Origin of the sequence: Bradyrhizobium sp., assembly GCF_016462955.1 — a bacterium.
Taxonomy (GTDB): Bacteria; Pseudomonadota; Alphaproteobacteria; order Rhizobiales; family Xanthobacteraceae; genus Bradyrhizobium.
The window spans coordinates 11077-23969 of the sequence record NZ_JAEMSD010000011.1; the positions used below are offsets into that span (position 1 = coordinate 11077).

At 64.8% G+C, this 12893-nt stretch carries 13 protein-coding genes and 1 pseudogene; 6 read left to right on the forward strand and 8 right to left on the reverse strand.

The features are described from left to right. Window positions 1–114: 114 nt before the first annotated feature. Window positions 115–363: a hypothetical protein gene (locus JHD07_RS02585; protein WP_291618619.1), complete on the reverse strand. Its 249-nt coding sequence runs from the start codon at window positions 361–363 to the stop codon at window positions 115–117. A gap of 192 nt (window positions 364–555) precedes the next feature. Here JHD07_RS02585 and JHD07_RS02590 point away from each other — a divergent pair, with 192 nt between their 5' ends. Beyond that, window positions 556–1017 carry a cupin domain-containing protein gene (locus JHD07_RS02590; protein WP_291618621.1) on the forward strand — a complete coding sequence of 154 codons (462 nt, stop codon included), beginning with the start codon at window positions 556–558 and terminating at the stop codon, window positions 1015–1017. A gap of 6 nt (window positions 1018–1023) precedes the next feature. On the opposite strand, the gene JHD07_RS02595 is transcribed toward JHD07_RS02590, so the two are convergent. The 4 genes from JHD07_RS02595 to JHD07_RS02610 form a co-directional block, all read right to left on the reverse strand. Beyond that, window positions 1024–1986, reverse strand: a complete 963-nt coding sequence (locus JHD07_RS02595) for an alpha/beta hydrolase (RefSeq protein WP_291618623.1) — start codon at window positions 1984–1986, stop codon at window positions 1024–1026. A gap of 666 nt (window positions 1987–2652) precedes the next feature. Further along, a complete protein-coding gene (locus tag JHD07_RS02600) occupies window positions 2653–3771 on the reverse strand; it encodes an HD domain-containing phosphohydrolase (RefSeq protein ID WP_291618625.1) in 1119 nt (372 codons plus the stop codon). Between the two features lie 49 nt (window positions 3772–3820). Continuing rightward, window positions 3821–4150 carry a PilZ domain-containing protein gene (locus JHD07_RS02605; RefSeq protein ID WP_291618627.1) on the reverse strand — a complete coding sequence of 110 codons (330 nt, stop codon included), beginning with the start codon at window positions 4148–4150 and terminating at the stop codon, window positions 3821–3823. Further along, complete coding sequence (locus tag JHD07_RS02610) at window positions 4147–5244, reverse strand: DUF2336 domain-containing protein (protein ID WP_291618629.1); 1098 nt, start codon at window positions 5242–5244, stop codon at window positions 4147–4149. Before JHD07_RS02610 ends, JHD07_RS02605 begins: the two co-directional genes overlap by 4 nt. 299 nt (window positions 5245–5543) lie before the next feature. Here JHD07_RS02610 and JHD07_RS02615 point away from each other — a divergent pair, with 299 nt between their 5' ends. Both JHD07_RS02615 and JHD07_RS02620 read left to right on the forward strand, forming a co-directional pair. Beyond that, a complete protein-coding gene (locus JHD07_RS02615; protein ID WP_291618691.1) occupies window positions 5544–6506 on the forward strand; it encodes an AraC family transcriptional regulator in 963 nt (320 codons plus the stop codon). Between the two features lie 33 nt (window positions 6507–6539). Further along, the gene (locus tag JHD07_RS02620) at window positions 6540–7130 is read left to right on the forward strand and encodes an NAD(P)H-dependent oxidoreductase (protein ID WP_291618630.1); all 591 of its coding nucleotides are present in this window, start codon (window positions 6540–6542) and stop codon (window positions 7128–7130) included. Here JHD07_RS02620 and JHD07_RS02625 read toward each other — a convergent pair. Both JHD07_RS02625 and JHD07_RS02630 read right to left on the reverse strand, forming a co-directional pair. Beyond that, window positions 7127–9208: a methyl-accepting chemotaxis protein gene (locus JHD07_RS02625; protein ID WP_291618632.1), complete on the reverse strand. Its 2082-nt coding sequence runs from the start codon at window positions 9206–9208 to the stop codon at window positions 7127–7129. The genes JHD07_RS02620 and JHD07_RS02625 overlap by 4 nt on opposite strands. Window positions 9209–9297: 89 nt before the next feature. Further along, window positions 9298–9738: a DUF1810 domain-containing protein gene (locus tag JHD07_RS02630; protein ID WP_291618634.1), complete on the reverse strand. Its 441-nt coding sequence runs from the start codon at window positions 9736–9738 to the stop codon at window positions 9298–9300. A gap of 120 nt (window positions 9739–9858) precedes the next feature. Between JHD07_RS02630 and JHD07_RS02635 the strand changes: the two genes are divergently transcribed. From JHD07_RS02635 to JHD07_RS02645, 3 genes are all read left to right on the forward strand, one after another. Next, entirely contained in the window at window positions 9859–10878 is a 1020-nt protein-coding gene (locus tag JHD07_RS02635; protein WP_291618636.1) for a DUF2778 domain-containing protein, read from the forward strand. Between the two features lie 65 nt (window positions 10879–10943). Next, window positions 10944–11201, forward strand: coding sequence for a hypothetical protein (locus JHD07_RS02640; protein ID WP_291618638.1), 258 nt, complete (start codon window positions 10944–10946; stop codon window positions 11199–11201). Between the two features lie 118 nt (window positions 11202–11319). Continuing rightward, entirely contained in the window at window positions 11320–12411 is a 1092-nt protein-coding gene (locus JHD07_RS02645; RefSeq protein ID WP_291618641.1) for a TRAP transporter substrate-binding protein, read from the forward strand. A 129-nt stretch (window positions 12412–12540) separates the two neighbouring features. Here JHD07_RS02645 and JHD07_RS02650 read toward each other — a convergent pair. Further along, a pseudogene (locus JHD07_RS02650) lies at window positions 12541–12893 on the reverse strand (ABC transporter ATP-binding protein); the annotation flags it as partial.

Sequence of the window (12893 nt, forward strand, 5' to 3'; positions counted from 1 at the left end):
TCCCGGGCATCCACGGATCTGCTGCCGGGCCTCCAGAACGTGGATGGCCGGGACAAGCCCGGCCATGACGAAGTTCGCTTTGGCAATCGCCCGCTAACGCGACCTCATCGCGCCTTACGCGCTGGTCTCGCACTTCTTCATGAAGCTGTTCTTGGCAGCGCCCGCGAGCGGCTTGCCGTCGGCGTTGACGGCCTTGGGCGTGCAGGCGTCGGCCTTGCACTTCTTCAGGAACGAGGTCTTGGCGGCGCCGGCCAGCGGCTTGCCGTCCTTGCCGACCGCCTTGCTCTCGCAGGTTTCTTGCGCGAAGGCCGAGCCCGCTGCAAAGGTGGCAACGATCGCCGCCAGGAAAATCCGTTTCATCATGGGTGTCTCCCTAACCAGAAATGGCGGGGCGGATTGGAACCGGGAATCATGGCGCAATCAAGCAGGATCGGGGCCGGCGCGTCCGGTTTGCCCCGCCGTTTTTTCGTGCGCGATCCTCTCTGCTGCACTGCTCGCTGACCCGGCTGCGCGATGCTGATAGCTTCGCGCGGCCGAAACGGAGGGAGTATCGTGATGGACGCCGCGATCGCGAAAGACCAGGAAGCCGACGGGCACTCACACCTGGTTCGACCGCAAGACATGGAATGGCAGACAACGCGCTTTCCGGGTTGCGCGGCCAAGACGCTGCTGTTCGACCGCCGCACGGGCCTGATGACCGCTTTGATGCGCTTTGCGCCGGGATCGGTGCTGCCCGATCACGAGCATGTCGGCATCGAGCAGAGCTGGGTGATCGAAGGTGCGCTGGTCGACAAGGAGGGGCCGGCCAAGGGGATCGCCTGCAAGGCCGGCGAATTCATCTGGCGCGAGGCCGGCAGCCGGCATGCCGCCTGGTGTCCGGACGGCGCGTTGATCCTGGCCATCTTCCAGGTGCCGAACAAGTTCTTCGAAGCCGACGGCCGCGCCGTCGACGCCGCCGGTCAGGATTGGGACGAGACCTGGGGGCACACCGGCGTGCAGCGCACCAGGAGCGCCTGATCGCCGTCACACGCCTCGCGCGAGCAGGGCCTTGAAGTCGGCGCGTGCGCGCTGCGCCTCGGCGCGCGCGGCGTCGGAGGCATCGCCCATGCCGAAATAGCCGTGGATCAGGCCGGGGCCCTCGTGGTGCTTGACGCGGACGCCGGCGGTCTCCAGAGCCCGCGCATAGGCCGCACCCTCGTCGCGCAGCGGATCGAACCAGGCGGTGGTCAAGACCGCGGGCGCGACGCCGGCGAGGGATGCTGCGCGCAGCGGCGAGGCGCGCCAGTCGCCCGCATGGGCGGGATCGGCGAGATAGTGGCCGCAGAACCATTCCATCGTCGCACGCGTCAGGAAATAGCCCTCGGCATTTTCGGCGCGCGAGGGATAGCGTGCGTTCTCGTGCGCGTCGGCATAGGAACCGAGCACGTCGGTGACGGGATAGACCAGGAGCTGGGCGGCGAGCCTGATGCCGGCATCGCGGCAGGCGATCGCAGTGGTCGCCGCGAGATTGCCGCCGGCGCTGTCGCCGGCAACACCCAGGCGCTTCGCATCGCCGCCAAATTCCGCGACGCGGCCGAACACATCGCCGACTGCGGCGAAGGCGTCCTCGAAGGCGCCGGGAAAGCGCGTCTCGGGCGGGCGGCGATAGTCGACGGAGACGACGACCGCGCCGGTCTCGATCGCAAGGTTGCGCGCCTGCCGGTCGTGGGTTTCGAGATCGCCTGCAACCCAGCCGCCGCCATGGAAGAACACAACGGTCGGTGCCGGCGTGGCACCGGCCCGGTAGACCCGTGCATCGAGCAGGCCCGCACCGCCTCTTACCTTGATGTCCGCGACGCTGTCGACGGGCGGCGGCGGGATGGCTGCGCGCGAGGCAGCCAGTGCGCGCAAGGAATCGCGAGCGCTCTGTGGCGTCATGACCGTGGGATCGCGCATCGGCATAAGCGGAATGATCTCGGCGATGACGGGATCGAGCGGCGCGGCCATGGCGGGTCTCCTTGCGCGGTTCTTGGTCTTGCTTGCGGCTCAGCATAGGTTTTGCGGGGCGCATCGGCAACCGCATCATGTCGCAAATGCGGGCGAAGAGCGGGCAGGGAGGTTTGAGAAGTGGAATTCGAGACGCTGGTCCAATCGGAGCGCAACGTGCGCGGGTAACGAATATTCCGGAGGATGATGTCATCACGGCCTGCGTCGCGATCGCCGACGGATGACAATTCCACCGCGAACGCAGTTCGCTCGGACCGCGAGCACAATGACGAGTTCGTGCGTTACGTGGGTTTTGCCGCGTAGGTCGAGGGAGAGGAGATTATTCTCCGAGCGAAATATTTGCTGCGGTGTCGCAAGCGGCCTCTTGCAATCTCGGAGGTGGGGGAGGAACAATGTGCGGACTGAGAGGTTTGATGCTGGCGCGAGGGAATTGACATGCGGCGGCTGGCTAGCTTGGTTCGGCGGTTGTTTGGTCCACGGATGCGGCGTCCGATCGATGATGATCCAAGTCTTCCATTCACACCCGAAGAGTTCGGCCGCCTGATTCGCAGCGGCCGGCACGAGGACATGAAGCTGCTGGCCGAGGGATTGGCCTGCCGGTCCATCCCGCACCGCGCCAGCCATCGTGCAACGCAGTAGCGCGCCTCTCCGACCGGACTGCCGCACTCACCGCGTGAGCGCGACCTGCTTGAACGAGTGGACCAGCGCCTTTTCCAGCTTGCCGTCCATGCCGCACAGAACGTCGTAGGCCTCCGCCCGCGGCATGGTCGGCTTGTAGTGCCGGTGCTCGATCAGTGCTGCGAAGATGTCCGAGATCGTCAGAATCCTCACGATGTCGCCAATGCTCTCCGCGCAAAGCGCATCGGGATAGCCGCTGCCGTCGAGGTACTCGTGATGATGGCGAACGGCGTCGAGGATCTCCGGCGAGATCCCGTCCTGGTCCTTGAGAAACTCGTAGCCGGCGGCCGGATGCGTTTTGATTAGTGCGCGTTCCGCGGCATCGAGGCGGTCTGGCTTGTCGAGGATGGCAAGCGGAATCTGCGCCTTGCCGATGTCGTGGAACATGGCCGCGGTGTAGAGACGTTCCAGGTCCTGCTTGCCGACGCCGAGGCTCAATCCGAAGTCGATGGTAATGCCGGTCACGAGCAGGCAATGCTGATAGGTTCCTTCATGATGGCGCCGCACCGTCATGAGCCAGTCCGTCAGGCCGTGCCGGGTGATGCGATCGGCGATCTGGCGACCGGCCTCTTTCGCACCATTGACGTCAAGCGGCTGGCCCAGGGTCACGGAGTTGAACATCGATGCGATCGCGGTGGCTCCGGTCTCGATCGCATTGTCGGACTGCGCGGTCGTGCCCGACGAGACCGAGGACGGGTTGGCTGGATCAGACAACCCGGCCAGCAGCCTCGCCCGGTTGATGGTGCCGGGCAGGACCAGCGTTGCCCCGAGCGCATAGGCTTGCGAAACGCCGACGTGAGAAGCGTGCTCGAGCAGGAAGACGCGCTTCTTCGCTTTTGCGAGCTTGCCCGCGCGTTTCTTGATCGCCGCGATGTTGTCGACATCGCGAAGCTCCGCGCGAATGACGATGGCCGACGGCACCTGCGACAGCTTGGATTCGGCATCAAGCCGCTCGCCCGCGACGGTGAAACGCTCCTGGAGAATCGAGCAGACGCCGGCCAGCTTGTCGGAACTGTCGGCCAGGACATGCACCAGCGGGCGCGACGCTGCAGTGACGGCGATGCCGTCGCGCTTGGTGGGCCTGGGTGCGGTTGGCGCGTTCTGCAAGGGTAAGACCTGAGATGTCGTGGTCCAATCGGCGGGACCAATTCTCGTTCTATTTGGCCTCAGCGGAGCTCTGCATCGCGGCAACCGTACTCGCCTGCTTCTTCTTGCCTTGTGCGATGACGAAGTGGAGGCCGGCCGTGGTGCCGTCGATCCACACCAGCTCGCAGCGCCGGTAGGCGAGCCCCGTCGACGACAGCAGCATGAAGAATTCCTTGGCCTGAAGCACGTCCAGCGTGCCCTCGACCTCGACCTTGGCTCCCGTCTGCGAGATGTCGAGCAGGACGCAGCTGCGTCGCCACGTGCCGTCCGATCCCATGAGATTGACCGGCTGCCTGTGGTCCATCTTCACGCGAGAAGCTTTGCGACCGTCGAACTTCATCGGCTAACACCCATCTTCCTTGCGCCGCGATGTCCGCGGCTGCTTTCGTTGGCGCTTGCGGCAATCTCTCCCCAACGCACTGTCCATTGGCTGGTCGACAGAAGCAGCGTCTCGAAAATGTGCTGCGCGCGTTCGCGTTCGGCGAAGGACAGCCTCGTGCCGCAGCGATTGCTCAGGATGGCAAACGTGGTCTGCCAGTTTAGCCGCGAGGCACGGCAGGCCATGACCAGGCCCTCGCAATCCTCGTCGGTCAGGACATGCTCGACGATCTCGATGGGAGCTCCCGAAAGCACCGACAACGCCGTGATGAGGTTGGCGGTCTCACCGCGAATGGCGAAGCGGTTCACCGTGGAATCGTTGAGCTTGCCAATGCGGCTGAGTGCAACGATCTCCGGCCGCGCGCTGGCATAGGCGGCCGCGGAGGGGAGTTTGACGGTTGGCGCGGCTTCAAGCGAGGAGGTGGCGTTCGATCCCTTGCCTGATGTCGGCGCCGAGGCCGACAGCAACTTCCGCATGACCGTGTCGGGCGTGTCCGGTCTGAGCGCCAGTGCCTTCGTGAGTTCATCGTCGGTCAGGCACCTCTCGACAAGGGCACCGTAAGCGGAGTCGGAGAACTGTGCCTCCGCATTGCCGATCAGTGCCAAACAAGCGCTGCGGGCGCCGCCCTTTATCAGCGTCTCGATCACGAGGGGATCGACGGTCGCGCGTCGGGCGATCGCACATTGCTGGTGTTCGCCGCTCGCGGCCGCGATCGTGTTGAGATCGGCCGCGGACAGCGAATGCGATCTCAGCAAGACCGGGCACGCCACCTCAGGATCAACGTGCGACGCCAGACGTCGCATCGTCTCCTGCGGAGCTGCCTCGAGCTCCGCGAGCGCCGCGGCGACCTCAGCCAGCGCACTTGTCTCGACCCGCTCGATCAGCCGGAGCAGAACGCCGTCGACCACATTGGCCAGCAATTCCTGGGGCCGGTCGCGGCTGCTGGTAAGCAGCTGTAAAATGCCGGAGAGAATGCGGGCGCAACGCTCCACCGGACACGTTGCGACCGCAGTCTCTAGCTCGACCAGAATATCGGCAGGCGAATTTGCCATCATGGCAGGGGCCTGTAATGAAATAGCTTTCACGATTTAACGGCGATCATTCCGCCCTAAAGACGTTAATTAGAATCTTATGCTCTGAGGGTTCAGGTATCGAGGCACCGCAAGCTCTGCGGGAAACGTTATCGAAATTTGGCGAGACAGGGCGTCCCGGCTCGTTCTTTCAATTCGACGCTCGCCATTTGAGCAATACACGTTACGATTGCTTTCATCGGTACAAGGAAAGCCGAAGGGGGAAGCGAACCGGGCACCGCGGCCGGACGCAGATTCAACGCGACGCGGCATTTCTTATTTTCATGACAAGTATTGAGGATGTGCCCGGGTCGGCACTCAAGACGTTTCGCTTTTCAGATGTCGACGAATTTCGCAGTGCGATACGCGGGCTGAATTTCGAATTCACGCCTTTCGTGCGGAAGATTTCGGCCGAGCAGACGATCCTGTCCTTGCCTGGCTGCGACGTGAACTTGACGCGCGTCTTTCCTCGGGTGGTCGATGCACAGCTCGTCGGGGATTGCACGGCGATCGGCTTCACGATGGACGACCTCGACGTGCCCGTTCGCTTCAATGGCTCGCAACGTGCACGACCAGTCGTGGTCATCGGTAGCGGCGGCGCGTCCTACACGACCGTCGAAGAGGTGCAGCGGCAAATCGCTTCCGTGGTGTTCAGGCCGGAGGTGACGGATCGCGGCTGGCCGCCGGCGCATGCGAACTTCAAGATCTTTGAAGTCTCCGAGGTCGGCTTGCAGCGGCTGCGGAGCGTGGTTCGCGAGGTGCTGGCCGAGGCGTCCGGTCCGGGCCAGTCAGCGGAGCTTCCATTGACGGGCGCGGCGATGAAGGAATCCCTGCTCGGGGCCGTCGATGAGGTCTTTGAAACGGTCGTTTCCGCCCGCTGGACCCTGGGTCCCAATGACGGACGGAGTTTCAGGATATTCCAGGAGATCCACGCGCTGCTCTCCGAAGACTTGTCGCAGCCGATTTACAGCGACGAGATCGCGCGGAGGCTCGGCCTGTCGGTGCGCACCATGCACGACGTCGTCCGCCGCTATCGCGGCATGAGCCTGCACCGCTATTTGCGTTTGCGCCGGCTGTGGCTCGTACGCCAGCGGCTTCTTGCACGGGCCGACAGCGTCAAGGCGGTCGCGCTGGCCTATGGCTTCTGGCATCTCAGCGATTTCTCCAGAAGCTATCGCGACCAGTTCGGTGAGACCCCGTCGCAAACGCTGCTGCGCGGCCGCGGGTCACACACACAAATCGGGTAGGGCGATCCGCCGGTTTCGTGCTACCATCCGGCCATGAGCAATCGCATTCTCGTCCTCTACGGGTCCTACCGTTCCGACCGCATGGGCATCCGCCTTGCGAACTTCGTCATCGACCGGCTGCGCAGCCGCGGCGAGGACGTCGAACTGATCGACGCCAAGGCCATCGGCCTGCCGATGCTGGACCGCATGTACAAGGAGTATCCCAAAGGCTCGGCGCCCGCCGAGCTGGAGAAGCTGGCCGGCCAGATCCGCGGCGCCGACGGATTCGTCTTCGTCACCGGCGAATACAATTGGGGCATTCAGCCCGGCCTGAAGAACCTCACCGACCATTTCCTCGAAGAATGGTTCTGGCGTCCGGCCGCGATCGCGAGCTATTCGGCCGGCCGCCTGTCCGGCGCGCGCGCCGCGACCGCCTGGCACGGCACGCTCTCGGAGATGGGCATGGTGGTGGTGTCGAGCACCATCGGGGTCGGCCCGATCGCGCAGACATTGTCGGCGGAGGGCGAGCCGATCGGCGATGGCGGCAAGGCCCTGGAGCGCGCATTCCCGCGCTTTGCCGATGATCTCACGTGGTGGATCGAAGCGGCCAAGGCGCAGCGGGCGCGCAAGGCGCCGCCTTACTAGGCCGCCCTGACCTCGCCGAGGAAGCGGTCGACCTGCCCGGCGAGGTCGTGCGACTGGGTCGACAGCTGCTGCGCTGCGCCCAGCACCTCCCTGGCGGCGGTGCCCGTGTCGTCGGCGGCACGCTGCACGCCGGAGATGTTGCTGTTGACCTCCTGGGTGCCGCGGGCGGCCTCCTGGACGCTGCGGGCGATTTCCTTGGTGGCCGAGCCCTGTTCCTCGATCGCGGCGGCAATCGCGGTGCCGATCTGGTCGATCTCGGCGATGACGTCGGCGACATTGCGGATTGCGGCCACGGTCTCGTCGCTCGCACTCTGGATAGCAGCGATCTGCTCGGAGATCTCGGTCGTCGCCTTGGCGGTCTGACCGGCCAGGGACTTCACTTCCGAGGCGACCACGGCAAAGCCGCGGCCGGCGTCGCCGGCACGGGCGGCCTCGATGGTCGCGTTCAGCGCAAGCAGGTTGGTCTGTTCGGCGATGCTCTGGATCAGCGTGACGACGTCGCCGATTTTCTGCGCGCCCTCGGCGAGCGCGCGCGCGGTATCCCCGGTGCGGCGGGCGTTGTCGACCGCGCGGGCCGCGATCGCGGTGCTTTGGGCAACCTGACGGCTGATCTCGGAGATCGAGGAGGTCAGCTCCTCGGTGGCGCTGGCGACCGTCTGCACGTTGGTCGATGTCTGTTCGGACGCGGCGGCGACCACCGCGGCCTGGCTGTTGGTCTGGGCCGCGGTCGAGGTCATCGACTGCGCCGTGCCTTCCATCGTCGCGGAGGCGCGGGACAGGCCGCCGACGAGCTCGGTGACCTTGGCTTCGAAGGCGCGGGTGAGATCGTCGAGCGCCTGGGCGCGGCGCATCTTGCCATCGTTCTCGGCCTGCTTCTCGGCGGCGAGCCGGTCGGCCCGGATCATGTTTTCCTTGAACACCTGAACGGCCGCGGCCATCGCGCCGATCTCGTCGGAGCGCTCGGCACCGGGAATGCCGTCGGCAACGTCGCCGTCGGCGAGCCGCGACATCCGCGAGGTCAGGGTCACGATGGGGGTGCAGACGCGGCGGCGGACCATCACGATCAGGCCGGCGCTGACGATCAGCAGGGCAAGGAGGCCGAGGAGCGCGATCGTAAAGCTGGTCCGCGCGGCGGCGGAGGCGCCGGCGAGGATCTGCTCTGCGTTGTCATAAAATGCGTCGCGGACGCCGATGATGGAGCCGAGGCCCTTTTGCGATGCCGCGTAGTAGGTGTCGACGTCGTGCTCATACTTGCCGGTGGCGGCGCCGTCCTTGACCAGCTTGAGTTCGCGGCCGAATTCCTCGACGTAGCGGGAGTTCATCGTGTCCAGTGCGGCACCGACGTTTGCTGCCGTCGCCGGATTGCCGCGCAACTCCATCAACGCCATCACGATCTGGTCGTTGCGGCCCTGCATGCGCGCCACGTCGGCCTTCTCGGCATCGGTCGCCACCTTCTTCCCGCCGACGAGGTTCTTGTGCACGCTGGCATTGAGACCGCCGATGTCGCGGAGTGTCATGGCGATATTGGCGTAGTTGGCCTGGCGATAGGCATCGCCGTTCAGGATCGCCATCCGACGGACCTGCTCGTTGAGGAGCGCGGTGACGCCGGCGTTGAGCAACGCATTGTCGGCGACGACCTTCCTGGCGGCATCCTTGCGCGCTTCCGCAGGTCCGGCGATCGCCTTGTCGATGGCTTCGCGCAGCGCGGTGAATTTCGAGTTGATGGCGTCGATATCGGTGCCGATCCTGTTGCCGTCGTCGAACGAGCCGGGCAGCTCTTTGCGCAACGCGTTCATCCGGTCGCGGGCGCCGTCGGTCTGCTTGCGCAGCTTGTCGTGTTCGGAGAGTTGCTGAGGATCGACGGTGGCCGGCCCGTAGAGGATATTGGTGGCAAAGCCGCGCTCCGGGTTGAGATAGCGCGGGATGTCGCTCGCGGCCCGGACGATCGCGAGCCGTCCCTGGGCTTCCCCGACCCCTTGCATGGTCTGGTACTTCGTCACGGCGACGTAGACGGCAAGGCCCCCGCCCACGGTCGAGAGCGAGACGATGGCGCTGGTCAGGAGCGTACCGATTTTCATGATCTGTCCGGCAATTGACGGAGAAATATTTCGCCCGGACGATAGTTGGCCGATGTTAATCCTGGGTTTACGCTCCCGCTCCCGTCAACTCAGCCGGATGCCCGGTCGAGCTTCGCCAGGATCTCCAGCGTGGCGCCGTCGCGTTCGCCTGCGAAATATCGGGCGAGCGCCTGATCGAAGACGGGCCCGTCGGATACGGCGCCGAACAGCGTCATCGAGGAGCGGAATTTGGCGTCGTCCGGTGCGCCGAGGATCGCGTTGATGGTGCGGCCCTCGACGGCGAGCACGAGCTTCGTGCTTTCGACCAGGCGCGCCCCGAGGAGTGGGTGGGCGAGATAGGCCTGCGCCTCCGCGCGGGAGCCGATGGCGTAGCGCTGCGACATGGCGCTGAAGCCGAGGCCTGCGATCTGCGGGAAGACGAACCACATCCAGTGAGTCTGCTTGCGGCCGCGGGCCAACTCTCCCTGGACCTCGCGATAAACCGGATCTTGGGCCCGGACAAAGCGGTCAAGATTGAAAAGATCGGTCATTAGATACCTCCAAGAGCCTTGCCGGCCGCGATTATGCCTAACTTTTGGCTCCCAATGTGGTAGCTGGTACAGAGTCTCCGGGTGGGGGTGGGTCTCCCCGGAGGTCGATTTGGGGATCTGATGGTTTCCGACGCAGCACATGCCGAAAGGCTGTTGTCGCGCCGCCGTGTCGGGCGAGCCGAGACGATATTGCTGTCACTGGGGGCGATTGCGCTGGCGGTGGGGGCCGCCGCGTGGGTCGCCGAGATCGGCGATTCGACGCCGCTGGTTTCCGCTGCTTTGCCGCCGGCCAATGCCCCTTCATTCGAGGACCGTTTTGCCTCGGCCGCCGCCAGCCCGACACCCCGAGAGCTTGGTCTGCGGGTGCTGGAGCGCTCCGCCGTGAATGCGGTGCAGCTCAAGCTCCGAGACGCCAAGGCGATGCTCGCGCAAAGACTCCAGGGCGACGACTGGCGCTCGATGCTGAGCGATGACGAGCGGGCCGTGGTTGACGAGAGAAGGCCCTCGCTGCGCGCCGACGCCGTCCCGATGCCACGCTCACGCCCTGTCCAGGCGGACCTGGCCGCCCAGATCGCCTCCAGCCAGGCCTATGCCGATACCGGTTCGAGGGCCGACAACCGCAACTTCTTCGAAAGATTCACCGACAAGATCAAGCTGGCCTCGTTGACGCCCGGCGACGGCCTGTTCAGCAAGGGGCCGGATCTCGCCGCTCTCGGCTACGATTCGCGGACGGCGGTCTATGACATCTCGGCCAAGGCGGTCTATCTGCCGAGCGGCGTGACGCTGGAGGCCCATTCCGGCCTGGGCGCGCTGATGGACGACCCCACTTATGTCGACCGGCGGATGGTCGGCGCGACGCCGCCGGCGACCTACGACCTCAAGCCGCGGGAAAAACTGTTCCACGGCGTCCGGGCGCTGCGCATGACCCCGGTCGAAGGCACCAGCGCGCTCGGCCGCGTCGGTCTGCTCACGCACAACTACCTGCTCGGACCCCGCGGCGACTCCAACGGCTGCGTTTCGATCAAGGACTATGATCGCTTCCTGAAGGCCTACGACAACGGTGAGTTCAACCGCCTGGTCGTGGTGCCGAGCCTGCGCGGTTCGGCAACTGCTTCGCAGCGCGCGAGCACCGATTCCTGATATTGCCTGCGACGGCGGGGCTGCCGTTTCCCCTTCCTTAAGCCGTCCTCGTCCAGAAGCAGCCCATGAGCGATCCCTCGAGTTCCGAAACCCCGCTGCGCACGACGTTCAAGATCAAGCTGAACGGCGACACGCTGGCGATTGCGACCGTTGGTCAGGCCTATCAGTTCCTTACCAACTTCAAGTCGGTCGAGTGGATGGAATTCCGCGCGCTGCACGAGGACGCCGTCGCGGCCCTCGAAGGCGCTGCCGGTAATGCCATGCTGGCGGTGCAGGCGACCAACGCCGTGCGCGCGCTGTTCGTGAGCGCCAAGCTGCTCTGAGAGCTCCGCAGGGCCTTCTCCTCGCAACTTGAACTTCGCTATAGGAACGGGCAAACGGTCCGCGAAGACCGTCGCCACAAAACCCATATGTTCGAAATCTGCTTCAGGGAGATCCATGATGAAACGCCGTACATTTCTGCAAGGCGGGGCGGTCGCCGGCGCGACCACGCTGGTTGCTGCACCTGCGATCGCGCAGAGCGCGCCCGAGATCAAATGGCGCCTGACCTCGAGCTTCCCGAAATCGCTCGACACCATCTACGGCACGGCGCAGACCTTCGCTAAATATGTCGCCGAGGCCACCGACAACAAATTCCAGATCCAGACCTTTGCCGCCGGTGAGATCGTCCCGGGCCTTCAAGCGCTCGATGCCGTCAGCACCGGATCGGTCGAGATCGCGCAGACCCCGCTCTATTTCTATATCGGCAAGGAGCCCGCGCTTGCCTATGCCACCGGCGCGCCCTTCGGCATGAACCATCGCCATCAGGAATCATGGTGGCACTTCGGCGGCGGCGCCGACCTCACCAACGAAGCGCTGAAGCCGTTCAAGACGCATGCAATCCTCTGCGGCAATTCCGGCACCCAGATGGGCGGCTGGTTCCGCAAGGAGATCAAGACGGTCGACGATCTCAAGGGCCTCAAATTCCGTATCGCCGGCATGGGCGGGCACGTGCTGGCAAAGCTCGGGGTCGTGCCGCAGCAGATCGCAGGCGGCGACATCTACCCGGCGCTGGAGAAGGGCACGATCGACGCGGTCGAGTTCGTCGGCCCTTATGACGACGAGAAGCTCGGCTTCTACAAGGTCGCCAAATACTACTACTTTCCCGGCTGGTGGGAGGGCGGTGCCATGCTGCACATGGTCGTCAACGACGAGAAATGGGCCTCGCTGCCCAAGCAGTACCAGGCGATCGTCAACCAGGCGGGGGCGGCGGCCGGCGCCTGGATGGTCGAGAAGTACGACAGCGTGAATCCGGCGGCATTGAAGCGCCTGATCGCCGGCGGCGCGGAGCTGAAGGCATTCCCGCAACCGGTGCTGGAAGCCTGCTACAACGCGACCCAGGACCATCTGAACGAGCTGGCCGCCAAGAGCGACCTGTTCAAGCGCACCAAGGAAAGCCACGACGCGTATATGAAGGAGGTGCTGTTCTATACGCAGATCGCGGAGAATTTCTACGACAACTATCTGCTCAGCAAGTCGCGCAACAGGAGCTGATGGTGGGGCGCGGTCGTCAGGCCGCGCACCGTCATTCCGGGGCGCGCCTCTTGGCGCGAACTACGATGCGCAATTGCGCATCGTGGTTCGCGACTTCGTCGCGCCCCGGAATGACAGCGGGGCAGCGTCTTACGCTGCGCCTAGCCCCAGCTTCGCGTAGATCCGCCTTGCATAGGCGCCGAACGCATCGGTCGTCTTCAGTGGCAGATCGCGCGGGAAGGGCAGGTCGATCGGGAAATAGTCGGCCATCTTCGCAGGTCCCGCGGTCAGCACCGCGCAATGCGAGGACAGGAACACCGCTTCCTGGATCGAATGGGTGACGAAGACGATGGTCTTGCCGCTTTCACGCCAGATCCTCAGCATCTCCAAATTCATCTGCTCGCGCGTCAGGGCGTCGAGCGCGCCGAACGGCTCGTCCATCAGGAGCAGCTTCGGATCGTGGACGAAGGCACGCGCGATCGCGGTGCGCTGCTCCATGCCGC

Coding starts and splice junctions, on each gene's coding strand:
- JHD07_RS02645 (WP_291618641.1), top strand. CDS start 11,320: ATGAAACGCCGTACATTTCTGCAAGGCGGGGCGGTCGCCGGCGCGACC.
- JHD07_RS02630 (WP_291618634.1), bottom strand. CDS start 9,738: ATGACCGATCTTTTCAATCTTGACCGCTTTGTCCGGGCCCAAGATCCG.
- JHD07_RS02595 (WP_291618623.1), bottom strand. CDS start 1,986: ATGGCCGCGCCGCTCGATCCCGTCATCGCCGAGATCATTCCGCTTATG.
- JHD07_RS02615 (WP_291618691.1), top strand. CDS start 5,544: ATGACAAGTATTGAGGATGTGCCCGGGTCGGCACTCAAGACGTTTCGC.
- JHD07_RS02590 (WP_291618621.1), top strand. CDS start 556: ATGGACGCCGCGATCGCGAAAGACCAGGAAGCCGACGGGCACTCACAC.
- JHD07_RS02610 (WP_291618629.1), bottom strand. CDS start 5,244: ATGATGGCAAATTCGCCTGCCGATATTCTGGTCGAGCTAGAGACTGCG.
- JHD07_RS02625 (WP_291618632.1), bottom strand. CDS start 9,208: ATGAAAATCGGTACGCTCCTGACCAGCGCCATCGTCTCGCTCTCGACC.
- JHD07_RS02585 (WP_291618619.1), bottom strand. CDS start 363: ATGATGAAACGGATTTTCCTGGCGGCGATCGTTGCCACCTTTGCAGCG.
- JHD07_RS02620 (WP_291618630.1), top strand. CDS start 6,540: ATGAGCAATCGCATTCTCGTCCTCTACGGGTCCTACCGTTCCGACCGC.
- JHD07_RS02635 (WP_291618636.1), top strand. CDS start 9,859: ATGGTTTCCGACGCAGCACATGCCGAAAGGCTGTTGTCGCGCCGCCGT.
- JHD07_RS02605 (WP_291618627.1), bottom strand. CDS start 4,150: ATGAAGTTCGACGGTCGCAAAGCTTCTCGCGTGAAGATGGACCACAGG.
- JHD07_RS02640 (WP_291618638.1), top strand. CDS start 10,944: ATGAGCGATCCCTCGAGTTCCGAAACCCCGCTGCGCACGACGTTCAAG.